The sequence below is a fragment of the Pseudomonas sp. BTN1 genome (assembly GCF_001907715.1).
Lineage (GTDB): Bacteria > Pseudomonadota > Gammaproteobacteria > Pseudomonadales > Pseudomonadaceae > Aquipseudomonas > Aquipseudomonas paracarnis.
The window spans coordinates 144859-169989 of sequence record NZ_MPBM01000045.1; the positions used below are offsets into that span (position 1 = coordinate 144859).

24 protein-coding genes are annotated in these 25131 nt (G+C 61.4%); 11 read left to right on the forward strand and 13 right to left on the reverse strand.

Features of this window, described 5'->3' with window-relative positions; all coding sequences use genetic code 11:
- Positions 1–359 precede the first annotated feature (359 nt).
- The gene (gene yejK, locus BMH52_RS22670; RefSeq protein WP_014717069.1) at positions 360–1364 is read left to right on the forward strand and encodes a nucleoid-associated protein YejK; all 1005 of its coding nucleotides are present in this window, start codon (positions 360–362) and stop codon (positions 1362–1364) included.
- On the forward strand, positions 1364–1714 hold the full coding sequence (locus BMH52_RS22675; protein WP_072434230.1) for a glutaredoxin family protein: 351 nt from the start codon (positions 1364–1366) through the stop codon (positions 1712–1714). The genes yejK and BMH52_RS22675 overlap by 1 nt, the downstream gene beginning before the upstream one ends.
- A 136-nt stretch (positions 1715–1850) precedes the next feature.
- Here the strand turns inward: BMH52_RS22675 and BMH52_RS22680 are convergent, their stop codons facing one another.
- The 6 genes from BMH52_RS22680 to BMH52_RS22705 form a co-directional block, all read right to left on the reverse strand.
- On the reverse strand, positions 1851–4091 hold the full coding sequence (locus BMH52_RS22680) for a TonB-dependent receptor (RefSeq protein WP_143192546.1): 2241 nt from the start codon (positions 4089–4091) through the stop codon (positions 1851–1853).
- Positions 4092–4246: 155 nt separating this feature from the next.
- Positions 4247–5224: a FecR family protein gene (locus BMH52_RS22685; RefSeq protein ID WP_073845117.1), complete on the reverse strand. Its 978-nt coding sequence runs from the start codon at positions 5222–5224 to the stop codon at positions 4247–4249.
- Positions 5221–5799, reverse strand: a complete 579-nt coding sequence (locus tag BMH52_RS22690) for an RNA polymerase sigma factor (RefSeq protein WP_073845119.1) — start codon at positions 5797–5799, stop codon at positions 5221–5223. The genes BMH52_RS22685 and BMH52_RS22690 overlap by 4 nt, the downstream gene beginning before the upstream one ends.
- A 7-nt stretch (positions 5800–5806) precedes the next feature.
- Positions 5807–6133 (reverse strand): DUF3325 domain-containing protein, encoded by a 327-nt coding sequence (locus BMH52_RS22695; RefSeq protein WP_019817655.1) that lies wholly within the window; start codon positions 6131–6133, stop codon positions 5807–5809.
- The gene (locus tag BMH52_RS22700; protein ID WP_073845121.1) at positions 6133–7707 is read right to left on the reverse strand and encodes a PepSY domain-containing protein; all 1575 of its coding nucleotides are present in this window, start codon (positions 7705–7707) and stop codon (positions 6133–6135) included. The genes BMH52_RS22695 and BMH52_RS22700 overlap by 1 nt, the downstream gene beginning before the upstream one ends.
- Positions 7704–8006, reverse strand: coding sequence for a DUF3649 domain-containing protein (locus BMH52_RS22705; RefSeq protein ID WP_014717062.1), 303 nt, complete (start codon positions 8004–8006; stop codon positions 7704–7706). The genes BMH52_RS22700 and BMH52_RS22705 overlap by 4 nt, the downstream gene beginning before the upstream one ends.
- Positions 8007–8177: 171 nt before the next feature.
- Between BMH52_RS22705 and BMH52_RS22710 the strand changes: the two genes are divergently transcribed.
- The 3 genes from BMH52_RS22710 (at position 8178) to fecA (ending at position 12032) form a co-directional block, all read left to right on the forward strand.
- Positions 8178–8666, forward strand: coding sequence for a sigma-70 family RNA polymerase sigma factor (locus BMH52_RS22710; RefSeq protein WP_014717061.1), 489 nt, complete (start codon positions 8178–8180; stop codon positions 8664–8666).
- Entirely contained in the window at positions 8663–9604 is a 942-nt protein-coding gene (locus tag BMH52_RS22715) for a FecR domain-containing protein (RefSeq protein ID WP_073845123.1), read from the forward strand. Before BMH52_RS22710 ends, BMH52_RS22715 begins: the two co-directional genes overlap by 4 nt.
- Positions 9605–9695: 91 nt before the next feature.
- Positions 9696–12032 carry a TonB-dependent Fe(3+) dicitrate receptor FecA gene (gene fecA, locus BMH52_RS22720; protein ID WP_073845125.1) on the forward strand — a complete coding sequence of 779 codons (2337 nt, stop codon included), beginning with the start codon at positions 9696–9698 and terminating at the stop codon, positions 12030–12032.
- Positions 12033–12164: 132 nt separating this feature from the next.
- On the opposite strand, the gene BMH52_RS22730 is transcribed toward fecA, so the two are convergent.
- Entirely contained in the window at positions 12165–13037 is an 873-nt protein-coding gene (locus BMH52_RS22730; RefSeq protein WP_054897742.1) for a LysR family transcriptional regulator, read from the reverse strand.
- A 104-nt stretch (positions 13038–13141) separates the two neighbouring features.
- Between BMH52_RS22730 and BMH52_RS22735 the strand changes: the two genes are divergently transcribed.
- Positions 13142–14653, forward strand: a complete 1512-nt coding sequence (locus tag BMH52_RS22735; protein ID WP_014717057.1) for an MFS transporter — start codon at positions 13142–13144, stop codon at positions 14651–14653.
- 56 nt (positions 14654–14709) lie between these two features.
- Here the strand turns inward: BMH52_RS22735 and BMH52_RS22740 are convergent, their stop codons facing one another.
- Together BMH52_RS22740 and BMH52_RS22745 are read right to left on the reverse strand one after the other, a co-directional pair.
- Positions 14710–15120, reverse strand: coding sequence for an HPF/RaiA family ribosome-associated protein (locus tag BMH52_RS22740; protein ID WP_003188815.1), 411 nt, complete (start codon positions 15118–15120; stop codon positions 14710–14712).
- Between the two features lie 213 nt (positions 15121–15333).
- Positions 15334–16281, reverse strand: coding sequence for a LysR substrate-binding domain-containing protein (locus tag BMH52_RS22745; RefSeq protein ID WP_014717056.1), 948 nt, complete (start codon positions 16279–16281; stop codon positions 15334–15336).
- Positions 16282–16418: 137 nt separating this feature from the next.
- Between BMH52_RS22745 and BMH52_RS22750 the strand changes: the two genes are divergently transcribed.
- The 3 genes from BMH52_RS22750 (at position 16419) to BMH52_RS22760 (ending at position 19729) form a co-directional block, all read left to right on the forward strand.
- A complete protein-coding gene (locus BMH52_RS22750) occupies positions 16419–17795 on the forward strand; it encodes an L-serine ammonia-lyase (RefSeq protein WP_019817648.1) in 1377 nt (458 codons plus the stop codon).
- 61 nt (positions 17796–17856) lie between these two features.
- Entirely contained in the window at positions 17857–19146 is a 1290-nt protein-coding gene (locus BMH52_RS22755; protein ID WP_073845129.1) for a serine/threonine transporter, read from the forward strand.
- A 265-nt stretch (positions 19147–19411) separates the two neighbouring features.
- Entirely contained in the window at positions 19412–19729 is a 318-nt protein-coding gene (locus BMH52_RS22760) for a DUF3509 domain-containing protein (RefSeq protein ID WP_058409887.1), read from the forward strand.
- Here the strand turns inward: BMH52_RS22760 and BMH52_RS22765 are convergent.
- Positions 19726–20214, reverse strand: coding sequence for a phosphate-starvation-inducible protein PsiE (locus BMH52_RS22765; protein ID WP_003188808.1), 489 nt, complete (start codon positions 20212–20214; stop codon positions 19726–19728). The two genes, BMH52_RS22760 and BMH52_RS22765, sit on opposite strands and share 4 nt — an antisense overlap.
- A gap of 376 nt (positions 20215–20590) precedes the next feature.
- Between BMH52_RS22765 and BMH52_RS22770 the strand changes: the two genes are divergently transcribed.
- A complete protein-coding gene (locus tag BMH52_RS22770) occupies positions 20591–20851 on the forward strand; it encodes a YebG family protein (RefSeq protein ID WP_003188807.1) in 261 nt (86 codons plus the stop codon).
- A gap of 55 nt (positions 20852–20906) precedes the next feature.
- Here the strand turns inward: BMH52_RS22770 and BMH52_RS22775 are convergent, their stop codons facing one another.
- Entirely contained in the window at positions 20907–21926 is a 1020-nt protein-coding gene (locus BMH52_RS22775) for a Glu/Leu/Phe/Val dehydrogenase dimerization domain-containing protein (RefSeq protein ID WP_014717048.1), read from the reverse strand.
- Positions 21927–22113: 187 nt separating this feature from the next.
- Here BMH52_RS22775 and BMH52_RS22780 point away from each other — a divergent pair, with 187 nt between their 5' ends.
- Complete coding sequence (locus tag BMH52_RS22780) at positions 22114–22917, forward strand: SirB1 family protein (RefSeq protein WP_020301219.1); 804 nt, start codon at positions 22114–22116, stop codon at positions 22915–22917.
- Here the strand turns inward: BMH52_RS22780 and BMH52_RS22785 are convergent.
- Together BMH52_RS22785 and maiA are read right to left on the reverse strand one after the other, a co-directional pair.
- Positions 22903–24234 carry an aromatic acid/H+ symport family MFS transporter gene (locus BMH52_RS22785; RefSeq protein ID WP_014717046.1) on the reverse strand — a complete coding sequence of 444 codons (1332 nt, stop codon included), beginning with the start codon at positions 24232–24234 and terminating at the stop codon, positions 22903–22905. The two genes, BMH52_RS22780 and BMH52_RS22785, sit on opposite strands and share 15 nt — an antisense overlap.
- Positions 24235–24487: 253 nt before the next feature.
- Complete coding sequence (maiA, locus tag BMH52_RS22790; RefSeq protein WP_073845131.1) at positions 24488–25123, reverse strand: maleylacetoacetate isomerase; 636 nt, start codon at positions 25121–25123, stop codon at positions 24488–24490.
- Positions 25124–25131: the final 8 nt, after the last annotated feature.

Sequence of the window (25131 nt, forward strand, 5' to 3'; positions counted from 1 at the left end):
GAGTGCAGTGTCAGCCGTCGAGCCCGACCGTCATGGCCTGGCATCCCCGGCCATAACCACGGAGATCGGGGTTATAGATGCTTGAAACGGGGATTGGTTCGACCTGACAAATGCTGAATGCACGCTTAACGCCGAGACTTGGCGTAAGACGGGGCAAAACTAGCACAGAGACGGGGAAATATCCGCCTCAACATACCCATTTGGTCAGCTTTATCGCTCTAAACCGTGAAAAAAAGGCATATGGCCAGTCACAGGGCGTGCAAAATGCCGTTCGGGGCACGTCTTGACCAATGGGTGCGGTACACTGGGCGACTTTTCGGGGAGGCCAACCGCTCCCCCTTCAACCAGCCGAGAAGCCTATGCCGATCCGTCATTGCATCGTCCACCTGATCGACAAAAAACCCGACGGCACACCCGCAGTTCTTCACGCCCGCGACACGGAACTGGCCGAGTCCGCCGCCATCGAGAACATGCTTGCCGACCTCAACGAGAGCTACAACGCCAAACAAGGCAAGGCCTGGGGTTTCTTCCATGCCGAGTCCGGCGCGCACCCGTTCAGCGGTTGGTTGAAGGAGTACTTTGACGGTGGCCAGGACTTCACCAGCTTCAGCCGCACGGCGGTAGAGCACCTGCAGAAGCTGATGGAGGAATCCAACCTCTCCACCGGCGGCCATGTGCTGTTTGCCCATTACCAGCAAGGCATGACCGACTACCTGGCCATCGCCCTGCTGCACCACAGCGAAGGCGTGGCGGTGACCGATGAGCTGGACGTGACGCCCTCGCGCCACCTGGACCTGGGCCAGTTGCACCTGGCGGCGCGTATCAACGTCTCCGAGTGGCAGAACAACAAGCAGTCCAAGCAGTACATCTCCTTCATCAAAGGCAAGAACGGCAAGAAGGTCTCGGAGTACTTCCGCGACTTTATCGGCTGCCAGGAAGGCGTGGATGGCCCGGGCGAAACCCGCACCCTGCTCAAGGCGTTCAGTGACTTCGTCGAAAGCGAAGACTTGCCCGACGAGTCCGCCCGCGAGAAAACCAAGACCCTGGTGGACTACGCCAGCAGCCAGGCGAAGCTCGGCGAACCCATGGGCCTGGAAGAGCTCTCGGGCCTGATCGATGAAGACCGGCCAAAAGCCTTCTACGACCACATCCGCAACAAGGATTACGGCCTGTCGCCGGAAATTCCGGCCGACAAACGCACCCTCAACCAGTTCCGCCGCTTCACCGGGCGGGCCGAGGGCCTGTCCATCAGCTTTGAAGCGCACCTGCTGGGCGACAAGATCGAGTACGACGAAGCCGCCGGCACCTTGATCATCAAGGGCCTGCCGACCCAACTGACCGACCAGCTCAAGCGCCGTAACTGATGCTGGGCGGGGTACTCAAGAAAGTCCTGCTGGTGTTGCTGGTGGTGGTTGCGATCCAGAACTGGGGCAAGGTGGAACGGCTGTTCAACCCGTCCCAGGTGGCGCCCGAGCACGTACGCGCCTCGGCGCGGGTGGTGCTCTATGCCACCGAGTGGTGTGGGTACTGCAAGCAGATCCGGCGTTTTCTCGACCAGAAGGGTATCCCGTACCGGGCCGTCGATATCGAGCAGGACGCCCAGGCGCGCAAGGCGTATGAGGCGCTGGGCGGTGGCGGGATTCCGTTTGTGGACGTGAACGGCACCTTGATTCGCGACTACGACCCCGAAGCAATCATGGCCGCATTGAAGTAACACGCAATCAAATGTGGGAGCTGGCTTGCCTGCGATGGCGGTGTAACAGGGTCAATACCTGTGACTGATACACCGCTATCGCAGGCAAGCCAGCTCCCACACACGTCAGCTCTGCACATTGGGTTGTGTGGTGACCTTAGAAGTTGGCTTCCAGAGACACCATCGCGGTGCGCTCTTCGCCCACGTTGTAGTACGCCGTGCTCGCCCCCAACCCGTTCACCGGCGCCGAGTTGAACGCCACCGTACGCGCCGAGCTCAAGTACTCCTTGTCGAATACGTTGAGCATCGAAAACCGCAGTGCCGCCGACTTGATGACCTTCTTATCCACCGGCAAATAAATACCCGCGTTCAGGTCAAACACCGTACGGCCTTCAATCTTCTCCTTGTTGGTCAAATCGCCATAGAAACTGCCGACATATTTGCCTGCAATGTTGCCGTAGAACCGCGAATCGTCATACCCGAACACCAGGTTGAACATGTTTTCCGGCACGTTGGCCAATTGCTTGCCCGAGGTTGGTAGCAGCACGTTCTTGCTGAGCAAGTCGTCCTTCTGCTCAGACTGGGTGTAGGTATAGGACGCGTAGTAATTGAAGTTGTGCGGCAACAGGCCGCTCCATTCCAGCTCCAGGCCTTTGTTATCGACAGTGCCGACGTTGAGCACCATGTAGTCACCGCTGGCGTCGGTGGTCGAGACCTGGCGATCCTTGAAGCTGATGTAGAACAGGGTCGCACTCAAGGCCATGTCGTCTTCGGTGTAGCGCCAGCCCAGTTCCTGGTTCCAGCTCAATTCGGACTTGAGGCTGACGGAGTCGCCCTTGTTGTACAGTACGTAGTTGGGCGGCGTGCGCATATTGCGGGTGACGTTGTAGAACGCCTGGTTGCTTTCATCGACCTGGTACTTGGCGCTGAAGTTGGGCAGGAACTGGTGGTAGCGGGTGTTACGCTTCTCCGGTGTGTCGTACAGGCTGCCGAGGTTGTTGCCGTCACGCTCGACATATTGGTAGGCCACGCCGCCAAGAAAACTCAGGTCCGGTGTGGCTTGCCAGTTGTCCTGTACCCAGAGCTTCTGCGCGGGAGTGACGGTGTAGTAGTGGCGGCCCTGGACCGTAGCGCCGTTTTTGTCGACCACCTGGCCGCCGCTGTTGTAGTCGCCCCACACATCGTCGGGGGCACCTTCGTTGTTAATGCCGATAAAGGGCTGGGTCTGGCGCTGGCGTGCGCGTTCGTACCAGTAGCCATAGTCCAGGCTGTGTTCTTCGTTGATGTCCCACTTCATTTTCGCCGTGAAGCCAGGGCGCCAGGTTTCGGTCCACGAAGGGCGGTAATAGTTGGCCGATTGCAGGTTACTCAGGTCGTAGTTGCCGGCCTTGTCGGACTTTGGCCCCAGGTTGGAAGCCGTCTGGCCGCTGAAGCTGCCACCGTTGGCCCAGTAGTAATACGGCGTGAGCGTCAGCGACAAATTGTCCTGCAGTTGCCAGCGCTGGGTCAGCGTGGCGTTGACGCTTTCGAACGGGTTGCGGTTGAGCTTGTAGGACGCCGACAGCAAACCAGCCTTGTACACCGGGCTTTGCGCGTAATCCTTACGCCGTCCTTCGGTGTCGAACTGCGCCTTGCTAAGGCTGTTGTAGTTGTAGTTTTCCTGCTTGTTGTACTTGATCGTGGCCAATGTGGAGTTGCCGTTATCCCCTTCGAACAGGCTGCTCCACTCGATCTTGTCGCTGCGCAGAGTGCCCTTGCCGCGCCATTTGTCACCTTCCAGGTGGGATGCCGACACCCAGGTTTTCAGGCCCCCCACATCCCCGGTGTTCGCTCGCACGAAGGTCTTGCGCAGGGCGTTGGCACCGACGATCTGTTTGGCGAAAACCCCGGCGTCCTTGGTCGGGCGAATGGTGATCATGCCAATGTTGCCGCCGCTGGAGCCGATGTGCGGGCCGTCGGCCTCGGAGGAACCTTGGGTGGCGAACACTTCGGCCAGGTTTTCCGGGTCGCCCAACTGGTTGGAGTACACACTGTAGTTGCCCGAATCGTTGATCGGCACGCCGTCCACCGAGACGCCGACCTGGTCGGAACTCATGCCCCGCATGGTAAAACTGGTGCCACTGGTGCCGCTGGCGTCATCACTGGAAACGTTGATGCCCGGCGTGTACTTGAGCTTGTCGATGGCGTTGGCGGTGGCCGACATTTCGTCCATGGCTTGCTTGGTCACCGTCGAGCGTGCCTTGGCACTTTCTTCGAGAATCATGTGGCCGCTGCCAAGGGTTTGCTTGCCGGCGATGTTCACCGAGCCTACATCCTGGGCATCATCGGCCAAAACCAGCGGCGCAAAGCCGCCCAGGCCCGATGCGAGGAGCAGGGCATAAAGAGTGTTGTGGTTCACGTGTAGATCCCTTACTGACATTGTTGTGTTGTATGGGGCAGATGCGAGCTTCCTGACCACTTGTTCAGGAACCCAGGGATGATCCACGGCACGTGTAACCGTTTGGTGACAGGTTGTGGCGATTGCGATGAAGGTTCGATGAAGGCGCTGCGGGCCTAGCGCACCACAATCATGCGGCCCAACAGGCTGTGCTGTTCAAAGCCCAACACCGCTTGCAAGGCGTTCAAGACCGCTACAGGGTCCTGGCTCGGAAAGCTGCCGCTGACGCGTTTGGCGGCCATGTTTTCGTTAAGCAGAAGAATTCGGCCGGGGTAATAACGCCTCAGGTCCTGGACCACATCGGCCAGGGGTGCCCTGTAGTAGTTGAGCCAACCTTCGCGCCAGGCCAGGCGTGAGGCGCTGTCGACCCCATGCAAAGGGTCGGCAATACCGTCGGCATAGGCCACTTGCTGGCCCGCTGTCAGCACCTGTTGCTGGCCCTGTTTGGAGGGCGTCACGCCCACACGGCCGGACAGCACAGTGACCTCGGCGCCGTCAGGTTGCAGGCGCACTTCAAACTGCGTTCCCATTACCCGCGTTTCACCGCCGCTCGCCTCCACCACGAAGGGTTGGCCGGTGTGGGTCACACTGAAAAAACCTGCACCACGGCGCAATTGGATGTGCCGTTCGCCCTGGCTGAAATCTACAGAGATGGCGCTGTCGGCGTCGAGGGTGACCTTGGATTGATCGGCCAGGGTGAAGGTCTTTACCTCACCCGGCGCCGTCACATAATCGGCGCCCCACTCATCGACCCAGCGTGACGGCTGCCAACCGGCGCCCATCGACACCATCAGCAGCAGGCAGGCGGCGACGGCCAAGGCACCAGACCAACGCGCTACCCGGGAGCGTTTGGAGGCGTTGATCGTATTGAGGTAGCGCTGCAAGGCGAGCGCGTCCTCATCGGCCAGTTGGCGCGCCGGTACTTCGCTTAATTCCCAGAGCACCTGGGCTTGGGAGTAGGCCTCGACGTGTGCGGGATCTGCACGTAACCAGCGGCTGAACGTGGCCTGGTCGCCGCTGCTGGGCTGGTCATGCAGCAGGCACAACCAATCGAGTGCGGCCTGTTCCTGGGCGGGCGTGGGCGTGAGGTTCACGGGGCTTTCCCTGGCATGCATGGAGGCGGTGGTTCGCGAAGGCTGGCCTTGCAGGCTTCGAGGGCGCGCATCATATGTTTTTCCACGGCGCTTTGGGACAGGCCCATGGCCTTGGCGATTTCGGCGTACTTGCGGCCGTGGATGCGGTTAAGCAGGAAAATCTGGCGGGTGCGCTCGGGCAAGCTGCGCAAGGCGGCTTCCACATGGCGCAGATCATTGCCCGCCTCCAACGCTGCCTGGGGTTCGCAGCCTTGGTGGTCAGATTGTTCCGGCAGCCAGCCTTCGCTGCTGCGTGCTCGCGCGCCTTCGCTGCGCAGGTGGTCGATGGCGATGTTGCCGGCGCAGCGCAGCAGGTAGGTGCTCAATTCTTCGACCTGCACCAGCGGGCGACGCCAGAAGCGCAGGAACAAATCCTGCACCAGGTCGGCTGCCGTGGCGCGGCAACCCACACGGCGGCTGACCAACGCCTCCATTTGCGAGCGCTGGGACAAAAACACCTGCAGGAAATGCGCGCGTCCCCCCGCTGCATCCGCGTGCGGAGTGTCCTGAGGAGATTGCGGTCGATGGCTCCTCATGGCCGGCTCAAGAGAGGGCGAACGCCGCAACAGGGCTGGCCAACAGGGCGAGCCCCGCCAGGATCAAGGCCAGCCTTGGCCGATACGGCAACAGCAACACCAGCAGCAAGGCGCTGAGCATCAACACCGCGCACCACTCCACCAGGCCCTGACTCCAACCGGCGCCCAGCACCGAGGGCCAGATCGACACGCCCAGCAACAACCAACCGCCCACCCGCAACCCCAGGCGCCGAATGGCTGTGGGTTTGCTGTGCAGCAATTCGCCGTGGTGACGGTCGGTGGACAAGCACAGTGCCATGAACCCGGCGTAGCACATCAATAGCGCTAGAAGCATCAGTTGGCCTGCTGCTTGAGTGTTAACCCGCGGGCACGCTCAGCCTTGGGTAGCGGCGCGCTGCGGTGGTGCATCTTCCAGGCTGCCCAGGCGAGGAACGCGCCACTGGCCAGGCAGGTGAGGTCGAAGCCGGCCATCGCCCAGTCGCCGCTTGGCACAGAGACACCCAAGTGATGCGAGGTGGTGATGGCGTTGAGCAATGGAATGGCGGCAAACAACAGCGCGCCGAAGCTCAGTTGCTCGACCCAGCCCTGGCGACCGCGCCGCAGCAAGGCGTGCAACAGGCTCAGGGCCCAGGCGATAAAGAACGCCTGCACTTCCCAGTCGGAACGCGCGGTGAAGCTCACCGGCAGCAGGCGGTTAGCCCAGAAAAACGCCGCGATGGCGATCATCAAGCCAGACATGGCGGCAATATTCAGCACTTCTACCAACCGCAGTTCAAAGGGCATCACCGAGGCCTTGGCATGCTTGAGCTGGCGCTTGCCCAGCCAGATCACCAAGCCTGTGCCGATCATCGCCGTACCCGCCAAGCCGCAGATAAAGTAAAGCCAGCGCAGCACCGGGCCGGCGAAATGGCCCATGTGCAAACCGTAGAAACTGCCACCGATGGCCGTCGCCAATGACGGCTCGGCACTGCCTCGCAACAGCTCGCCGGTGGTGCCGTTGAACGACAACGTACTGCCGGAGGCATGCACCACGCTGTCGGAGCCAGCGCGCGACACGTTGACCGAAGCGTTGACATCGCCGGGGTTGTTGACCGCCACACGCCCCACATGCCCGCCCGCCCACTGTTCCCGCGCCTGCTGGTACATCGGCATCAACGGCAGCAGTTTGCCCGGCTGGCCGAGGGCCGGCGCATTGTCGGTAGCGGGGAACAGCTCACTGAAAAACGCCCGGCTGTCGTCGCCGTAGGACGCCACGATGGGCGCAGGCATGACCATGCTCATGAAAATCACCAGGCTGCTGTAGGTGATCATCAGGTGAAACGGCAGCACCAACACGCCCACCGCGTTGTGCCCGTCCAGCCAGGAGCGCTGGCCTTTGCCCGGGCGGAAGGTGAAGAAGTCCTTGAAGATTTTCTTGTGGGTGATGATGCCGGTGATCAGCGCGACGAACATCACCATGGCGGCGATGGTCGACAGCCAGCGGCCCCACGGGTAAGGCATTTGCAGTTGGAAATGGAAACGATAGAAGAACTCGCCGCCCTTGCTGTCGCGGGCCTGCACCGGTTGGCCGGTGACGGGGTCGAGGACTTTCTGGATGAAGGTACCGCGCTTGCCGGGTTCGAGCTTGTCTTGCCACATCACCGACAAACCGGGGTCGCGGCGGTTCGGCAAGGTAATGAACCAGCGTGCGGCGGAAGGCGCCTGCTGTTGCAGGTAGTTTTGCGCGACGGCGAGGCTGCGCCCATCGTCCAGGGGATGGGCCTGCACTTCTGGCTGCATCCAGTGGGTTATTTCATCTTTGAAATAGGCCAGGGTGCCGGTCAGGAAAATCGCGAACAGCAGCCAGCCGAAGATCAAGCCTGCCCAGGTGTGCAGCCAGGCCATGGCCTGGCGAAAGCCCTCTTTCATGTGCGAGCCATCCAGAAACCAATGCCGGCCAGGGTGGCCAAGAGTGCGCTCGGCACCATCACCCCTGCCCAGGCGCGCCATGCCGTGCGGCAGGCAAAACACCAGAGCACCGCCAGCAGGTAGAACACAAAGGAACTCATCATGCCGGTGACCACCGCATCGGCACGGGAGGTGGGCAGCCAGAGCGCCAGGCAGATGGCGGCCAGGGAGGCCATCAGATAACCGCCAATCACCGCCGCCAGCACGCGCGAGGTGACGGCGAGGCGGTAGGAAACGGGCAATGAGGTTTTGCTTTTCATGCGGCAGGCGCCTGGTTCATCAGCGCGCAATATTAATGATAAATATTCTCACAAGCAAAAGAGAACGGATGAATCACCTGCCTTGGCCGATTGCCGAACCTTGTCATGCACCCTACAATGCGAACAATTCTTGTTCTCTAAAGCATGTCGAATGCTTGCGGAGTGATCGCGTTGCAGCCGTCCAACCCCGTCGAAGTGTTGTACAACGACCATCACCACTGGCTCACCGGCTGGTTGCGACGCAAGCTCGGCTGCCCGGAAAACGCCGCCGACCTGGCTCAGGACACCTTTATCCGCGTGCTCAGTGCCCGGGAAGCGCCAACGCTGATCGAGCCGCGCGCCTTCCTCACCACCGTGGCCAAGCGCGTGCTGTTCAACTTCTACCGCCGCCAGGACCTGGAGCGCGCCTACCTCGAGGCCTTGGCGCAGATGCCCGAACACGTGGCACCGTCGGAAGAAGACCGCGCAATCATCCTGCAAACCCTGCTGGAACTGGACCAACTGCTCGACGGCTTGCCCAAGCAGGTCAAACGCGCTTTCCTGCTGGCCCAACTCGACGGCCTGACCTACGCGCAAATCGGCGCGCAACTGGGCATCTCCATCGCCACCGTCAAACGCCACCTGACCAAAGCGGCCATGCGCTGCTACTTCGCCCTATGAACGTCTCCAGCCAAGTCGCCGAACAAGCCGTGCACTGGTTGCTGGAAATGCAGCAAGGCACGCTCAACCCACGCCAGCAGGCGGCCTGGCAGCAATGGTTGAATGCCCACAGCGAACACCAACGCGCGTGGGAGCAGATCCAGAGCGTCAACCAACGCCTGCGCGGCGTGCCCTCCCCCCTGGCCCACGCGGCGTTGAACGCGCCTACCTCCCGCAGCCGGCGTCAGGCGCTTAAATTACTGTTGATTGTGGGTGCCGGCTCGGCCGCCGCCTGGAGCCTGCGCCAGCAACATATCCTGCCGCCGCTGACGGCTGACTATCGCAGCCCGGTGGGCCAGCGCCGCACAGTACAACTGGCCGACGGCAGCCAGTTGCAGCTCAACACCGGCAGCGCGGTGGATGTGCATTTCGACGGCCAGCAGCGCCTGGTGCGCTTGCTTGAAGGTGAAATCCTGCTCACCGCCCGTGCAGGCCAGGCGCCGTTGCACGTGCTGACCGGCCAGGGCCTGCTCAGCAGCCAGGCGGCGCGCTTGACTGTGCGCCAGTTCAACGACCACACCCACCTGGCGGTACTGGCCGGCCAGGTCGAGGTGATGCCCAACCGCTACAACGGCTTGGCGCTGAGGGTCGATGCCGCGCAGCAGGTCAATTTCACCCGCAAAGGCTGGGACACCCCACGCCCCACCGACGCCAACAGCGGCGCCTGGGCCGACGGCATGCTGGTGGCCGCACACATGCGCCTCGAAGACTTCCTCAATGAACTGGGACGCTACCGTCGCGGCCAGCTCCATTGCGATCCACACGTCGCCAACCTGCTGCTGTCCGGCAGCTACCCGCTGGACGACAGCGAACGCATCCTCGACCTACTGGAAATCAGCCTGCCGGTGAAAGTGCGGCGCTTTACGCGTTATTGGGTGACCGTGCAGGCACGGGTCTGAATTTATTTTACTTTTGTGTGAGCCGTTTTCCGCACCTGGCGTGACAGAGAAGGAAAGCCACCTTGATCCTTCCTTCTCAGGACCGCCCTTCATGCCCCAGCACCCGACGCTTCTCGCCCGTACACTGCGCCAACTCCTGCTCGGTGCCAGCCTCAGCCTGACCGCACTGCCGGCGGTGATGGCAGCCGACGCCAAGGCGTACCACATCGCACCTACTACCCTGGAAGCGGCCCTGAATCAATTCGGTCGCGAAGCCGGCGTGTTGGTGTCCTTCGGTTCCGCCGTGACGGCCGGGATGCAAAGCCCTGGGTTGTCGGGCAGCTACAGCGCTGCCGAGGGCTTGCAAAAACTACTGGAAGGCACCGGCCTGCAAGCCCGCGCCGAGGGTGACAACGCTTACAGCCTGCAACCGGCTGGCGCCCCTGCGACCCTGGAGCTGCAGACCTCCAACGTGGTCGGCGACTGGCTCGGTGACGCGGCGCAAACCAACGTGTTCGAGCACCCCGGCGCCCGTGATGTGATCCGCCGCGAAGAATTCGAACGCCAGGGCGCCACTCAGGCTCGCGATGTGCTCAACCGCATCCCTGGCGTCAACGCCCCGGACAACAACGGCACCGGTAGCCACGACATGGCGCTGAACTTCGGCATTCGCGGGCTCAACCCGCGCCTGGCGTCGCGCTCCACCGTGCTGATGGATGGCATCCCGGTGCCCTTCGCGCCTTACGGTCAGCCGCAACTCTCCTTCGCGCCGATCAGCATGGGCAATATGGACGCGGTGGATGTAGTACGTGGCGGCGGTGCGGTGCGCTATGGCCCGCAGAACGTCGGTGGCATCGTCAACTTCGTCACCCGTGCCATCCCGGATGCGCCGACGGTCAAGGGCGGTTTGCAGACCGAGACCAGCCCCTCCTCCAGCCACGACGGCTTCAAGACCACCGGCAACTTGCTGGCCGGCGGCACTGCCGACAATGGCTTGGGGGGCGCGCTGCTGTACTCCGGCACCCGCGGCGGCGACTGGCGCGAAAACAGCAACACGCGCATCGATGACCTGATCCTCAAGGGCAAATACCAACTGGACGACGCCAACAGCTTCAACGCCATGGCACAGTACTACGAAGGCCAGGCCGATATGCCGGGCGGTTTGAACGTCAAGGACTACAAGGCTGATCCGTACCAGTCCACCCGCCCGTATGACAAGTTCTGGGGCCGCCGCACGATGTTCAACGTCGGCTACCGCTACGAGCAGGACCGCCGCGAATTCACGGTCAACAGTTTCTTCACCAAGACCCTGCGCAGCGGCTACCTGGACCAAGGCAGCTTCCTGTCGCTGTCGCCACGGGAATATTGGGTACGCGGCCTGGAAACGCGCTTCGCCCAGGGCTTCGACCTCGGCCCCACCAGCCATGAAGTGGGTGTGGGCTACCGCTACATCAATGAAGCCGGCCACGAACTGCGCTACCGCACGCCGATTGCCGCCAACCAGCAAATCCCCACCACCAACAGCCGCAACGACCGCGATACGCGCGGCGGCACCGAAGCCAATGCGTTCTTCATCGACGACCGCATCGACATCGGCAAGTGGACCCTCACCCCTGGCATTCGCTACGAGATGATCGAGTCCCAGCAGACCAACAACCTGAGCAACGTCAAATACAAGGGCGACTACAACACTGCCCTGCCGGCGCTGAATGTGCTTTACCACCTCACCGACGACTGGAACCTGTACGCCAACACCGAAGGCTCGTTCGGCAGCGTGCAGTACAGCCAGATGCCAAACCGTGTGAACAGTGGCGAAGTGAAACCGGAAAAAGCCCGCACCTGGGAACTCGGCACGCGCTATGACAATGGCAACCTGCGCGCGGAAATCGGTGCGTTCCTGATCAACTTCGACAACCAGTACGACAGCAACCAGACCAACGACACCGTGATCGCCCGCGGTGAAACTCGCCACCAAGGCATCGAGTCGAGCATCAACTACGCCCTCGACGGCCTGAGCCCCGCACTGGCCGGCTTCGATGTGTACGCCACCTACGCCTATGTGGATGCGACCATCCGCGAAGACGGCCCCAACAAAGGCAACCGTGTGCCCTTCTCCTCCAAGCACAAAGGCACCCTGGGCGTGGGTTACACCGAAGGCCCATGGAAGCTGAATGTGGACAGCAGCTACCAGAGCAGCCAGTTCGCCGACAACGCCAACACCCAGGCCGAAAGCGCCGACGGTGCCAATGGCCGCATCCCCGGCTACATGCTGTTCAGCAGCCGCGCAGCCTATGACTTCGGCCCGCAGTTGTCGGATCTGAATGTGGCGGTGGGGGTGAAGAACATCTTCAACAAGCAGTACTACACCCGCTCGTTCGACGACAACAACAAGGGCAAGTACGTGGGTGAGCCGCGCACGGTGTATGTGCAAACCTCTATCGCGTTCTGACTGTATTTTGTAGGAGCGAGCTTGCTCGCGAAAAACTCACAGGCGCCGCGTTCATTCAGCAAACACGCGTTATCGTTGACGTTTTTCGCGAGCAAGCTCGCTCCTACAGATGGTTTTCAGTATGTTCAGGATCTAACTGCCCGCCAGGCAACTCGGGGTGGCTGCCACCAAAGCGTCAATGGCACACCGCGTCTTGGCCGGCATATGCGCCGCCGTCGGCCAGATCACATGGATCGGCGCAGGTTGCTCACGGTAGCTGGGCAGCACGGCCTGCAACTGCCCGCGCAGCGCATAGTGGGCAATCAACCAACTCGGCAACCAGGCCAGGCCCACGCCCGCGATAGCGGCATCGGCTACCGCCTGGAGGTCGTCCACGATCAAGGGCGAAGCCAGGCGCGAGCGCTGCGCGGTGTTGCTGCGGTAGGCAATGCCACGATGAGCGGCCAAGTCTTCGATACTGCCAATAGCACCCTTGCGCTGCAAATACGCAGGCGACGCTGCCAGCCCCATGACCTGCTGACCCAGGCGCCGTGCACTCAGGCGGTCGGTGTCGGGCAACGGGCCGATGCGCACGGCCATATCGAAGCCCTCCTGCACCAAGTCGATCATGCGGTCGGAAAAACAAAGGTCGATTTCCAGTTCCGGATAACGATCCAGCAAGGCCCACAACGCTGGCGCGGCATAGTGATGCCCAAACGCCAGGGGCACGCTCACTCTCAAACGCCCGCGGGGTTGCTGACGGCCGCTTTCCAGCACGGACTCTGCCGCTTCCAGCTCCGCCAATGCGCGCAAGCAATGCTCGTAGTACGCCTGGCCATCCTCAGTCAACCGCTGGCGCCGGGTGGAACGCTGTAACAGGCAAGTGCCCAAACGCGCTTCCAGACGCGCCAGGCCCTTGCCCACCGCTGAACGCGTGAGGTTCAGGCGCTCGGCGGCTTCGGTGAGGTTGCCGCTTTCAACAATCTGCAGAAAGAGTTCGACACCATCAAAACGTGGGGTAGCCATGCTTAATTGTCGCCTTGTATTCCCTTGTCTACGGAAAAGTTATCGCCAATAAAGAACCTGATTCCCGAGAGAATAGCCCCTCCCGCTTTCGAAAGGAATGTCGTATGTCCCGCGCCGCCGCACTCTCGGCCCTCACTCCCCCGCGCACCGCCAGGAACGGCCTGGCCCTCACCGCCGTCTGCCTGGTGGCCCTGATGTTCGGCCTGGAAATCTCCAGCGTGCCGGTCATCCTGCCGACGCTGGAACAGGAACTGGGCACGGGCTTTCAAGACGCCCAATGGATCATGAATGCCTACACCCTGGCCTGCACCAGCGTGCTGATGGCGGCGGGGACCCTGGCGGATCGCTTCGGTCGTCGGCGTGTGCTGGTGGTGTGTCTGTGGGTATTCGCCCTGGCCTCACTGGCCTGTGGCTTGGCCAACGATGCGCCGACACTGATCGCGGCGCGGTTCGTCCAGGGCATTGGGGCCGGGGCCATGATGATTTGCCAGTTCGCGATCTTGTCCCATCAGTTCCGCGAACCGGCAACGCGTGCGCGGGCCTTTGCGATATGGGGCGTGATCGCTGGCGTGGGCCTGGGGTTCGGACCGATGGTGGGAGCGTTGATCCTGGCCGTGGCGGACTGGCGCTGGGTGTTCCTGGTGCATGTACCGCTGACCCTGTTCACCTTGGCGTTGTTGCACATCAGCGTGCAGGAATCCCGCGACCCGGCCAACCATCGCCTCGACATCGCCGGCATGCTGACCATGACACTCACGGTGTTTGCGCTGGTTTATTTCATCACCCAGGGCAGCGAAATCGGCTTTGGCGCCCCGGCGATGCTCGGCTGGGCCGGCCTGGCGGTCTTCGGGCTGCTGCTGTTTATCTTGATTGAGCGGCGCAGCGCCCATCCGATGTTCGACTTCTCGGTGTTCCGCATCCAACGCTTCAATGGCGCGTTGATGGGCTCGATCGGCATGAACTTCAGCTTCTGGCCGTTCATGATTTACCTGCCGTTGTACTTCCAGGCAGGCCTGGGTTACGACACGCTGACCACCGGCGCCGCCCTGCTCGCCTATACCTTGCCCACTTTGCTGGTGCCGCCGCTGGCCGAACGCCTGGCCCTGCGCTTTGGCGCCGAACGCATCATTCCCCTGGGCCTGGGGACAATGGGCGCAGGGTTCATGGGGATGGCCGCCGTTAATTACGCCGGACAACCCAGCACCGCGCTGGTGCTGCTCAGTTGCGTGATCGCCGGTATCGGGCTGGCGTTGACCAATTCGCCGACCACCAACACCACCACCGGCTCCGTCTCGAATGACCGCGCAGGCATGGCCTCGGGCATCGACTTCAGCGCACGGCTGATCACCCTCGCGCTCAATATCGCGCTGATGGGCCTGGTGCTGTTGTTGGGGATCAGCCACAACCTGGCCCACGTGCTGCCTGACAGCACAACACTGGAGTGGACAAGACTCAGCCAGCATATTGCCGCCGGCAAGCTGGATGCGCCGGGGCTGACCGTTCAGGATGCGCAAACAGCGCTGCGCAGCGGCGCCGGCTGGGCCATGTTGTTTGCGGGGTTGGGCGCCTGCGGGCTGGCGATGCTGAGCCGGCATTTCTTCCGGCGTGAGCGCTGAACGAAAAACGGGCCTGCATGTGCAGGCCCGTTTTCAGTGGGGGAATAAAAAAACAATCAGCCGTTAATAGCAGCGTTTTCGTTTTCCAGGAATTCCTCTTCCAAAGCGTCTTCGTTCACTTTGTTGATTGGCTGGTTTTTACCGGCAGCGCGCGGCTTGCCTTGCAGTTTGCCAAACAGATGTTCCAGTGCGTGGTCGAGCTTGACTGCGGCGCCATCGATCGCTTGCTCCAGCGTATCGGCTTTATGGCACACGGAAACTGGTTGATGGCCCTTTGGCCGTGCTTCCAGACGGCAACTCAAATCGTGAGGGCCGGGCTTGTCGCCGTTCTCGTCTCGCAGGTAGACCTCTACACGGGTCAGGTCTTCTTCGTAGCGTTCGAGCGTGCTCTCAATGGTAGTACGTACCCACTCCTCCAGTCGGATGCTGCTTTCAATATGGTTATCGCTATTGACTTGGATTTGCATAGTTCTTCCCTTATTTCAGCTAGCTCGCCAGAGGTCACAAACTGCAACACCGGGGTGGTGAAACCATGACCTCTTGATTACACAATTGAGCACCTGCTGAAACATTTCAACCCCTTTGCAAAGATAAATCCTACATTACAAATTAACCCTGACGACGAGCAAAAACGCTGGTAGGGTGGGGAGTTAGTTACAACTTCTTACGTCCTGTTTTCCTCACAATTGCTCCTCTCCCAACGGGTGCAAGCTGCGAAAAATCCCCGCTTCCTCCACCAGCCAATCATGCACCGCACGCACGCCCGGATGGTTCAACGCGCCCGGCGCATACAGCAGTACATAGCGTTTATGGTTGGGCACCGCAAGGCCGAACGGCACGATCAGGGTGCCGCGCTCCAGCTCATCGTTCAGCAAGGTGCGCCGCGCAATCGCTACGCCCATGCCGGCAATGGCGGCTTCGATGGTCAAGTGGTTGCGGTTGAAGGTGTGCCCGCGCCGTACGTCGGCACCGTGGTAGCCGATGGCATTGAGGTAAAACTCCCACTCGGCATATTCATAACTCCCACGCCAGGCCGTGATGTCGTGCAGCAGCGGGAAATGCGCCAGATCCGCCGGGCCATGCAAGGGCGGCCGGCCACGCAACAGGCTGGGGGCGCACACCGGGAATATCTGTTCATCCAACAGGGCTGTGGATAACAACCCAGGGTAGCTGCCGTCGTTCAGGTCGATGGCCAGGTCGAAGTCGCCTTCATGCAGGGCGATGCTGCTGTCTTCGGCGACCATGCGCAGTTGAATGTCCGGAAAACGCTGCTGAAAACGTGGCAGACGCGGGGTCAGCCACTTGCCCAGAAACGAGGGGATCGAACGCAGGCGCAAGGTGCCGCTGATCATCCCGGCGTCCAGGCGCTGCAGTTCGGCATCAATGCTGCCATAAGCCTCCCCCACCACGGCCGCCAGGCGCTGCCCCTCGGCGCTGAGTTCAACGCCTCGCGCACGCCGATGAAACAGTCGAAAGCCCAGGCGCTCCTCCAGTTGGCGAATTTGCTGGCTCACCGCTCCGGGCGTGATGTGCAGTTCTTCGGCGCAGCGGGTGAACGACAGATGCCGTGCGGCGCAGGAAAACACATGCAACCAGACATAGGTCTGGCCGTGGAGGGGGCGAGTCATAGCGTTTAGTCCTGCTAAAGGGTGTCTTAGGATAATTCGTTGGTCAGTGCCGAGCCAGAGGCTCAGTATCGCGCCAATTCCGCCTGCTCTACAAAACATGGCAGCGATTTCTACTCCATTGCTTGTAAGGCTTTAGCATGGCTATCAGTGTTTTCGATCTATTCAAGGTGGGCATCGGCCCTTCCAGTTCCCACACCGTCGGCCCGATGCGCGCTGCCGCGACGTTCGCCCAAGCCCTGACCGACCAGCATGTGCTCAGCCAAACCCGTCGCGTCGAAGTGCGCCTGTATGGCTCGCTGTCCGCCACCGGCGTCGGCCATGCCACCGACCGCGCCTGTGTCATGGGCTTGATGGGTGAATGGCCAGACCGCGTCGACCCCACCTCGATCAATGCGCGTATCCAGCAACTGCGCGAGTCCGGCCAATTGCTGCTGGCGGGCTCTCAGGCAATTGCTTTCAACTGGCACACCGACTTGCTGCTGCTGGACGAAAGCCTGCCGTACCACCCCAACGCCATGTCCTTGCACGCCTATGGCGACAGCGGCCTGCTGAGCGAACAAACCTATTACTCGGTGGGCGGTGGTTTCATCATCGAAGCCGCCGAAGCTGCATCAGGCATTGCGCCCACCAGCGATGTGCAATTGCCCTATGATTTTTCCAGCGCGGTGGAACTGCTGGCCTTGTGCAACAAGCACGGCCTGCGGGTATCCGAACTGATGATGGCCAACGAACGGGCGTGGCGCAGCGACGAAGAGATCCGCAGCGGCCTGCTGCATATCTGGTCGGTGATGCGCGAGTGCGTGGAACAGGGCCTGCGCGATGAAGGCATCCTGCCCGGTGGCCTGGATGTGCCCCGTCGCGCCGCGAAGCTGCACCGCAGCCTGTTGGAAATCGGCAAGCCCAACGTGATCACCTCGACCTTGTCGGCGATGGAATGGGTCAACCTGTTTGCCCTCGCCGTCAACGAAGAAAACGCCGCCGGCGGACGCATGGTCACCGCCCCGACCAACGGCGCGGCCGGAATTATCCCGGCAGTGCTGCATTACTACATGAAATTCAACGCCGACGCGTCTGACGACGACGTGGTCAATTTCTTCCTGGCCGCCGCTGCCGTCGGCATCCTCTGCAAGAAAAACGCCTCCATCTCCGGCGCCGAAGTCGGCTGCCAGGGCGAGGTGGGCTCGGCCTGCGCCATGGCCGCTGCCGGCCTGGCCGATATCCTCGGTGCCACCCCGGAGCAACTGGAAAACGCCGCCGAAATCGGCCTGGAACACAACCTCGGCCTGACCTGCGACCCGGTCGGTGGCCTGGTACAGGTGCCCTGCATCGAGCGCAATGCCATTGCGGCGGTCAAGGCGATCAACGCCACGCAGATGGCCCTGCGCGGCGACGGCAAACACTTCATCTCCCTCGACCGGGTCATCCGCACCATGCGCGATACCGGCGCCGATATGCATGACAAATACAAAGAAACTTCACGGGGCGGCCTGGCGGTCAGCTGGGTGGAGTGCTGATCGGAGCACTGCTACCCGCCCCAACGTGAGCCCGCGCAAAAATAATAACGAGGCAATACCGATGACTGATGTACGTACACCTGCTGCCGAAAATCCCGATGTCAGAGAAAGCACAGTAACCACCGGCTGGACCAAACACGACACCACCTGGATGCTCGGCCTCTATGGCACCGCCATCGGCGCGGGCACCCTGTTCCTGCCGATCAATGCCGGCGTCGGCGGCTTCTGGCCGCTGATCGTGCTGGCATTGCTGGCATTTCCGATGACCTTCTTCGCCCACCGTGGGCTGACGCGCTTTGTGCTGTCAGGCAAATCCGGCGACATCACCGAAGTGGTCGAGGAACACTTTGGTGTCGGCGCCGGCAAGCTGATCACCCTGCTGTATTTCTTTGCGATCTTCCCGATCCTGCTGGTGTACAGCGTGGCGCTGACCAACACCCTCGGCAGTTTCATGGAGCACCAATTGCACATGGCGCCCCCGCCCCGGGCGATTCTGTCGCTGGTGCTGATCCTCGGCCTGATGGCCATCGTGCGTTGCGGCCAGGGCGTGATCGTCAAGGCCATGAGCGTGCTGGTGTACCCCTTCGTGGCCGCCTTGCTGCTGCTGGCGTTCAGCCTGATTCCCAACTGGAACGGCGCGTTCTTCGCCTCGGCCAGCGAAGGCATGCCGTTGCCGCTGTTCTTCAAGACGTTGTGGCTGGCGATCCCGGTAATGGTGTTCTCGTTCAACCATTCGCCGATCATCTCCGCCTTTGCCGTGGACCAGAAGCGCGTCTACGGCGCCCAGGCCGAGCGCAAAAGCTGCGGCATCCTGGCCACCGCCCACGGCATGATGGTGCTGACCGTGATGTTCTTCTGCTTCAGCTGCGTGCTGGCGCTGTCACCGGCTGACCTGGCCGCTGCCAAGGCGCAGAACATTTCGATCCTGTCGTACCTGGCCAACCACTTCCAGACGCCGGTAATCGCCTACGCCGCACCGTTGATCGCACTGGTGGCGATCACCAAATCCTTCCTGGGCCACTACATCGGTGCCAGCGAAGGCTTCCAGGGGCTAATCGTCAAATCCCTGCGCGGGCGCAACCGTTCGATGTCGGCGAAATGGCTGGAACGCTGCACCGCGTTGTTCATGGTGCTGACCTGCTGGGCCGTGGCCACCTTCAACCCAAGCATCCTGGGCATGATCGAAACCATGGGCGGACCGATCATCGCGTGCCTGCTGTTCCTGATGCCGATGTACGCGATTCGCCGCGTGCCATCTTTGCGCCAGTATTCAGGTCAGGTATCGAATGTATTTGTGGTGGTCATCGGCCTGATTGCGCTGTCTGCGATCGTTTTTTCCGTAATGCCCTGAATTAGCTCACGACATACATCCAATGTGGGAGCGGGCTTGCCCGCGATAGCGATCATTCAGCCAACTATTGATTGGCTGATACACCGCAATCGCGGGCAAGCCCGCTCCCACATTTGGATTTCTGTGCCGGGTAAATCGCTGTACGGCACGCCCTTTGCTGTAGAGCTTTTGAGGAAAACGGAATTTGGCCAGTGGTCAGGCAATGCGAACTAATCCCGACACCGGCCGTCAATGACTGCATGTTCTTATCAGGCGGTAACGCACCATGGACAATCCTTTTCAGATCATCACCGACACGTTCAGCCCCCAATACCGCGTCAACCTGAGCATTCAACGGCTGGACGGCAGCATCATGCTCACCCTGTCTGACGAGACTGGCGTAGTGGCCAAGCGCATGATCAGCGCCGAACAACGCAACGACCCGCAACGCCTCAAGCGCCTGGTGCAAAGCATCCAGTTCGGCATCGCCATCGAACAAGGCCATAGCGCTGTAGAAATCCTGGAGCTGATGACGGACGGCGACAGCCACAAACTCCTGCAGCGACCGCCCGCCCGCACCCTGCCCTTCAGCGTGGGGCTTTAAAGCTCGCCTTTCTCGGTCTCAAGGCTCGCTTCGCCCTTGCGACGCGGGCTTTCGACCTTCACCGAAGGGAAGGCCGACGACGCATAGCGCACCACCAGGATCGCAAACGCCAACAGCAAAATGCCGCCGCACAGGTAGATGATGCCCACGTCCGGCGGGTTGTGGTGCGACACGTTGGAGATCAGCAAACGCGTGAGCGCAGTGATCGCCACGTAGATCAGGAAGCGCACCGGCATGTGGTTGGTCTTGAAGTAAATCCCGACCATGGCACCCAATTCCAGGTAGATGAACAGCAGCAAGATGTCATCGATCTTGATGTGCCCATTCTCCAGCATCCCCAAGAACTCCATCACCGCTGCCCAGGCGGTCACCGCACCAATGGCGAACAGCGCCAGATAATGGAACGACTCGACAAACAAATTACCCAGCGACTCGGCCAGCCCATGTACTTGCTGACGCAGCCTTTCGGCCCAATTGATTTTCACGATGATGCTTCCTTAGGTCGGCTCGACCGGATAATGCGGGGTGGACGTGACGGTTGTTCTGCATGCAGAAAAAAGGCCAGCACTGCCATGAGATGATGGCTCGGTGGCATGAGGCACAGAAATCCGAGCCCTCGCCACAGTGCGCGTCCCGCAGACCAGCTCGTGGGTGACGCGGAGCGTCACGGGATGCATTCCCACGCAGAGCGTGGGAATGATCGACCTAAGCGTGCTGTGCGAAATTTCCGGTTCAGCCCCCCATTTCCCAACTACATTAAAAACCTACTACCCAAACCCCAGCGTTTGGCTTATCCTTTTCGCTGTATATAAATACAGTAGTCGCAAAAGACAACTATCGTGAAGGCATGTGAGGTGGTGAATGGCCGTCGAAGTGGTATACCGCAGCAGCCGAGATCTGGAGCGTTTGTTCATGGATAAAGCCGAAGCTGACCGTCATGACAAGATGCTTGAACTCGCTGAGTTGCTGGCAGAGGTGTTGCAAAAAGCCGTGCCGTCGTTGAGCGAGCAGCAGGTGGAGGAAGCCGGGATTTACATGGCGAAGAACCGTGATGTATTTGCCAAGGCGTTCAAGAGCCAACCGGACGCGCTGTCCGAGTTGCTGAACCCGGCAGCAGAGTAAAGCCCGAATTGAACAGGCCCTGAATCATGGATTCAGGGCCTTTTTAATGCCTGGCCTATTTGTACAGCAAGCGTTCGGCCAGTTCATCGGCCACCCGCGCGGGGGAGCGTTTTTCGGCTTGGGCGTGGGCAAAGATTTCGGTCAGGCGGCTGCCGATGTTCGACAGGTGTGCGGTGATGCCAGGCAGGTCGGTGCCGGCGTGTTTGAGGGCGACGTAGATCAGCCCGCCAGAGTTGATCACGTAGTCTGGCGCGTAGAGGATGCCGCGGCCTTCCAATTGGTCGGCGATGTCCAGGTTGGTCAGTTGTGCGCTGGCGGCACCCGCCACGGCGGCGCAACGCAACTGGCCGACGCTGTTACGGTTGAACACGGCGCCGACGCCGCACGGTGCAAGGATATCGCAGGGGGTGCTGAGCAAGGCGTCGTTGGCAATCGGGTGGGCGCCCAGTTGCTCCATGGCCAGTTGCACCTTGCCGTGGTCGATATCGCTGACCAGCAGTTCGGCACCGGCGGCGTGCAATTGTTCGGCCAGGGCATAACCGACATTCCCCAGGCCTTGCACCGCGACGCGCAGGCCCTCGAGGTTGTCGCTGCCCAGGCGCGCCATGGCGGTAGTGCGGATACCGGCAAACACCCCCATGGCAGCATGAGGGGCGGGGTCTCCGGCGGCGGTGGTGCTGGTGACAAAGCGAGTGTTCTGGGCGATGCAGTCCATGTCGGCAACTGAGGTACCGCTGTCGATCGAGGTGATGAAGCGGCCGTCGAGTTTTTCCACACAACGGCCAAACGCCTCGAACAGCGCCGCACGGCTTTCCACGTGCACGGGGCGGATGATCACCGCCGTGCCGCCGCCCACCGGCAGCCCGGCCAGTGCCGCTTTGTAGCTCATGCCTTGCGCCAGGCGCGCGGCATCGGCCACGGCGGTTTCATCATTAGGGTAAGCCAGGTAACGACAGCCACCCAACGCTGGGCCCAGGCGACTGTTGTGGATGGCGATGATCGCCTTCAAGCCGGTCACCGGATCAACGCTCAGGTGCAGCGATTCAAGGCGGGTGCTGTGCATGAGCGCAAACATCAATGAGCTCCCGAATCACTTCTGGTAGTGGGCCAAGTATAGGCTTGCGGCAGAAAACTGCTGGATTGCGCTGGAATAAGCCGCGCGTTTTCGTGGGATCTACGACATAAGAGTTTGGGATATCTCTCAAGATGCTGGACGAAAATTCGCAGCAAGGCTAAAACGGGGGCATACGCCGGAGAACTCAATGAATCCCCGCACAGCCTTTTTCGCCTGCCTGGACCGTTCACCCCCCGCGCTGTTTGAAGCCGCGTTGTGGATTGCTGCCGAGCATGACGCCAGCGTGCAGCCCGCGTTGATCCTGCACGACCTTGGTGCGCTACAACAACAGGTGAGCCTGGGCATGCCCTTGCTACCGGCGGATGAACTCGGCCAGCCGCTACTGCGGCGCATGAATGACCTGGGGTTTGCCCAGGATGACCATACGCCGTTGCGCCCCGCCGCCGCGCTGCTGGACAAAGTGCTGCAACGCAAACGCGGGCAACCCTTGGCCATGGGCCTGATCGCACTGGAGATGGCACGGCGCCTGGATATCCCCATGGTCGGCGTGAACTTCCCTGGGCACTTCCTGCTGCGGGTACCGGGAGCCGATCACCTGTTGGACCCTTGCGGCGGCCGGCGCCTGTACCCCAACGACTGCCGGGAGTTGCTGGCGCGCCAATATGGGTCGAAGCTGAAATTGCAGGCCGACCACCTGCTGACCGCCGAGCCACGGGCCATCCTGCAACGGCTGTCGCGCAACCTGCGCCAACTCTACCTTGCCAACGACGAGCCACTGGCCGCCCTGGTGGACGCCGAGCGCGTACTGGAACTGGGCAACGCCAGCGCCTCCGACTACCTGGCGCGGGCCAGCCTGTATCAACGCCTGGACTGCCCCAGCGCCGAACGCTTCGACCTGGAACACGCGCTGCTGCTCAGCGACGACCCGATCCAGCGCTTGCGCCTGACCGAGCGGCTGGGGCATCTGCCGCCCAACTCAGTGGTGCACTGACCCCACTGTAGGAGCCCGCACTTGAATAATCAGCAACGCTGCAATCACCGCCGGAATCGCGCAAAAAAAGAAAATCTGCTCGACCGGTATATGCATCGCCAACAACAGGCTGCCAAACAGTGGCCCTAGAATCGACCCGAATCGCCCCACACCCAACGCCCAGCCTGTGCCGGTGGCGCGCACGTGCGCCGGGTAGAAGTTGCTCGCGAAGGCATTGAGGGTCAGTTGCCCGCCGATGATGCAGAACCCGGCAGCGAACACGCAGGCCACCAGGTAGCGTGGGTTGTCATGGTTCAAGCCCAGCAGGACGGTGCACAACGCTGCCGCCGCCAGCACGCCGGACAGCAACCTTACTTTGCTTTTCAGGCGGTCGGCAAACCAGGCCATGAGAATGGCGCCCAAGGTGCCGGCGAACAGGAACATGGAGGTGACCAGGTTGGCTTCGTTCAACGCCAGGCCGCTTTCGAGCAATAGCGACGGCAACCAACTGATCATGAAATACAGCAGGATCAGGCTGACGAAAAAAGTCGCCCAGATCAGCAGCGTCGGGCGCGCGTAGCCGTTGCGAAACAGCTCCACTACCGTCAGTTTGCTGCCTTGCTCCTTCAAGTTTTCCGCTTCGGTCGCGGGCGGTGGCTGCCAGTCGGGCAGCATCCGCGCCGTGACTCTGCGCAAACGCAGATAGGGCGGCGCATCGCGCAACAGGCGCGGCAAGGATTCGGGCAACAGCCACACCAGGAACGGGAACAGCAGCAACGGCGTCACACCGCCGGCCAGGAACACCGCCTGCCAGCCAAAGCTGTCGATAAACCCCGCCGCCACGAAGCCACCCGCCGCGCCGCCGAACGAAAAGCCACAGGCGGCCAGGGTCACCATCAAGGTGCGCAGGCGTGGCGGCGAATACTCTGACATCAACGCCATGGCACTGGGCATCGCACCGCCCATGCCGATGCCGCAGATAAAACGCGCCGCCATCAACGTGGTCAGGGAATTGGCGAACACCATCAATACCGTGAGGCTGGCGTAGATCAGCACGCATGCCAGCAGGATACGTCGCACGCCAAACCGATCCGCCAGCGGCGTCACCAACAGCGAGCCGAGGGTGAGGCCCAGCAGGTTGGCGCTGAACACGGGGCCAAACGCGGATTTTTCCAGGCCCCAGTCCTGAGCCAGCGCCGGCACTACATAGCCCAATACCTGGGCGTCGTAGCCATCAGTGACCAGTAGCAGTGCCAGCAGCAGGAGAATCAACCATTGGTAGCGCGACACCGGACGGGCGTCGAGTGCCGCACGAAAGCTGGCAATCTGATTGTGCATCGCAAGGTACCTTTATTTTTTGTTAGGTTGGCGCGATCAAATGTGGGAGGGGTTTACCCCAATGCCAGTCAGTTAAGCGCGAATCCCCTGTGGGAGCGGGCTTGCCCGCGAAGGCGGTGTGACAGTCACCGCATCTGCTACTGCACTAACGCTTTCGCAGGCAAGCCAGCTCCCACATTTGATCTTCATGGCTGTGAGCATTGCGCTCGCTTAACTGAACGGCATTGGGGCTTTCCCCCCTCCCACAGGGGGCCTAGGGTGTGTCAGGCTGACTGGCGGGGTGGGCCTGCACGAAGGCTGGATGTTGGGCCGCCAACCCCGCCACCCGCCCAATGCGTGGGTACGCCGCCAAGGGCACCTTGAAACGCTCGGCCGCGTACAGCTGTGGAATTAGAAACGCATCGGCCAAGCCCGGCTGCTCGCCAAAGCAAAACCCGGTGTCGCCAATCAACTGCTCCACCGCGCCCAGGCCCTGGCTGATCCAGTGCCCGATCCACTCCAGCAATTGCGCCTCATCGTGCTCCCATTTGCGCAGCAAGTTCTGGGTACTGGAGTTATGCAACGGGTGGATATCACAGGCGATGATCGACGCCACCGCCCGCTCATGAGCGCGCGCTACCAGGTCTTTGGAGAGCAACGGCACCTGGGGATAACGCTCCTCCAGGTACTCAATGATCGCCTGTGACTGGATCAGCAACGCCCCTTCATCAGTACGCAGTGCCGGCACCCGCCCTTGGGGGTTGATCGCCAGGTATTCAGGCTGGCGGTTGGCGCCGCCTGCCGGCACCAGCAGGTTGACCGGCAGCGCGGTGAAATCCAGGCCTTTGAGGGCCAGGGCAATACGTACTCGATACGACGCGGTAGAACGGTAGTAAGTATAGAGTTCCATGGCCCTGC

Excerpts from the sequence above, each read along its gene's own strand:
- BMH52_RS22705 (WP_014717062.1), bottom strand. The coding sequence starts at position 8,006 with ATGAAAAGCAAAACCTCATTGCCCGTTTCCTACCGCCTCGCCGTCACC.
- BMH52_RS22785 (WP_014717046.1), bottom strand. The coding sequence starts at position 24,234 with ATGCACAATCAGATTGCCAGCTTTCGTGCGGCACTCGACGCCCGTCCG.
- BMH52_RS22700 (WP_073845121.1), bottom strand. The coding sequence starts at position 7,707 with ATGAAAGAGGGCTTTCGCCAGGCCATGGCCTGGCTGCACACCTGGGCA.
- BMH52_RS22695 (WP_019817655.1), bottom strand. The coding sequence starts at position 6,133 with ATGCTTCTAGCGCTATTGATGTGCTACGCCGGGTTCATGGCACTGTGC.
- BMH52_RS22715 (WP_073845123.1), top strand. The coding sequence starts at position 8,663 with ATGAACGTCTCCAGCCAAGTCGCCGAACAAGCCGTGCACTGGTTGCTG.
- BMH52_RS22730 (WP_054897742.1), bottom strand. The coding sequence starts at position 13,037 with ATGGCTACCCCACGTTTTGATGGTGTCGAACTCTTTCTGCAGATTGTT.
- BMH52_RS22775 (WP_014717048.1), bottom strand. The coding sequence starts at position 21,926 with ATGTTTGCGCTCATGCACAGCACCCGCCTTGAATCGCTGCACCTGAGC.
- BMH52_RS22735 (WP_014717057.1), top strand. The coding sequence starts at position 13,142 with ATGTCCCGCGCCGCCGCACTCTCGGCCCTCACTCCCCCGCGCACCGCC.
- BMH52_RS22755 (WP_073845129.1), top strand. The coding sequence starts at position 17,857 with ATGACTGATGTACGTACACCTGCTGCCGAAAATCCCGATGTCAGAGAA.
- BMH52_RS22745 (WP_014717056.1), bottom strand. The coding sequence starts at position 16,281 with ATGACTCGCCCCCTCCACGGCCAGACCTATGTCTGGTTGCATGTGTTT.
- BMH52_RS22770 (WP_003188807.1), top strand. The coding sequence starts at position 20,591 with ATGGCCGTCGAAGTGGTATACCGCAGCAGCCGAGATCTGGAGCGTTTG.
- BMH52_RS22740 (WP_003188815.1), bottom strand. The coding sequence starts at position 15,120 with ATGCAAATCCAAGTCAATAGCGATAACCATATTGAAAGCAGCATCCGA.
- BMH52_RS22760 (WP_058409887.1), top strand. The coding sequence starts at position 19,412 with ATGGACAATCCTTTTCAGATCATCACCGACACGTTCAGCCCCCAATAC.
- BMH52_RS22750 (WP_019817648.1), top strand. The coding sequence starts at position 16,419 with ATGGCTATCAGTGTTTTCGATCTATTCAAGGTGGGCATCGGCCCTTCC.
- BMH52_RS22690 (WP_073845119.1), bottom strand. The coding sequence starts at position 5,799 with ATGAGGAGCCATCGACCGCAATCTCCTCAGGACACTCCGCACGCGGAT.
- yejK (WP_014717069.1), top strand. The coding sequence starts at position 360 with ATGCCGATCCGTCATTGCATCGTCCACCTGATCGACAAAAAACCCGAC.
- fecA (WP_073845125.1), top strand. The coding sequence starts at position 9,696 with ATGCCCCAGCACCCGACGCTTCTCGCCCGTACACTGCGCCAACTCCTG.
- BMH52_RS22675 (WP_072434230.1), top strand. The coding sequence starts at position 1,364 with ATGCTGGGCGGGGTACTCAAGAAAGTCCTGCTGGTGTTGCTGGTGGTG.
- BMH52_RS22780 (WP_020301219.1), top strand. The coding sequence starts at position 22,114 with ATGAATCCCCGCACAGCCTTTTTCGCCTGCCTGGACCGTTCACCCCCC.
- maiA (WP_073845131.1), bottom strand. The coding sequence starts at position 25,123 with ATGGAACTCTATACTTACTACCGTTCTACCGCGTCGTATCGAGTACGT.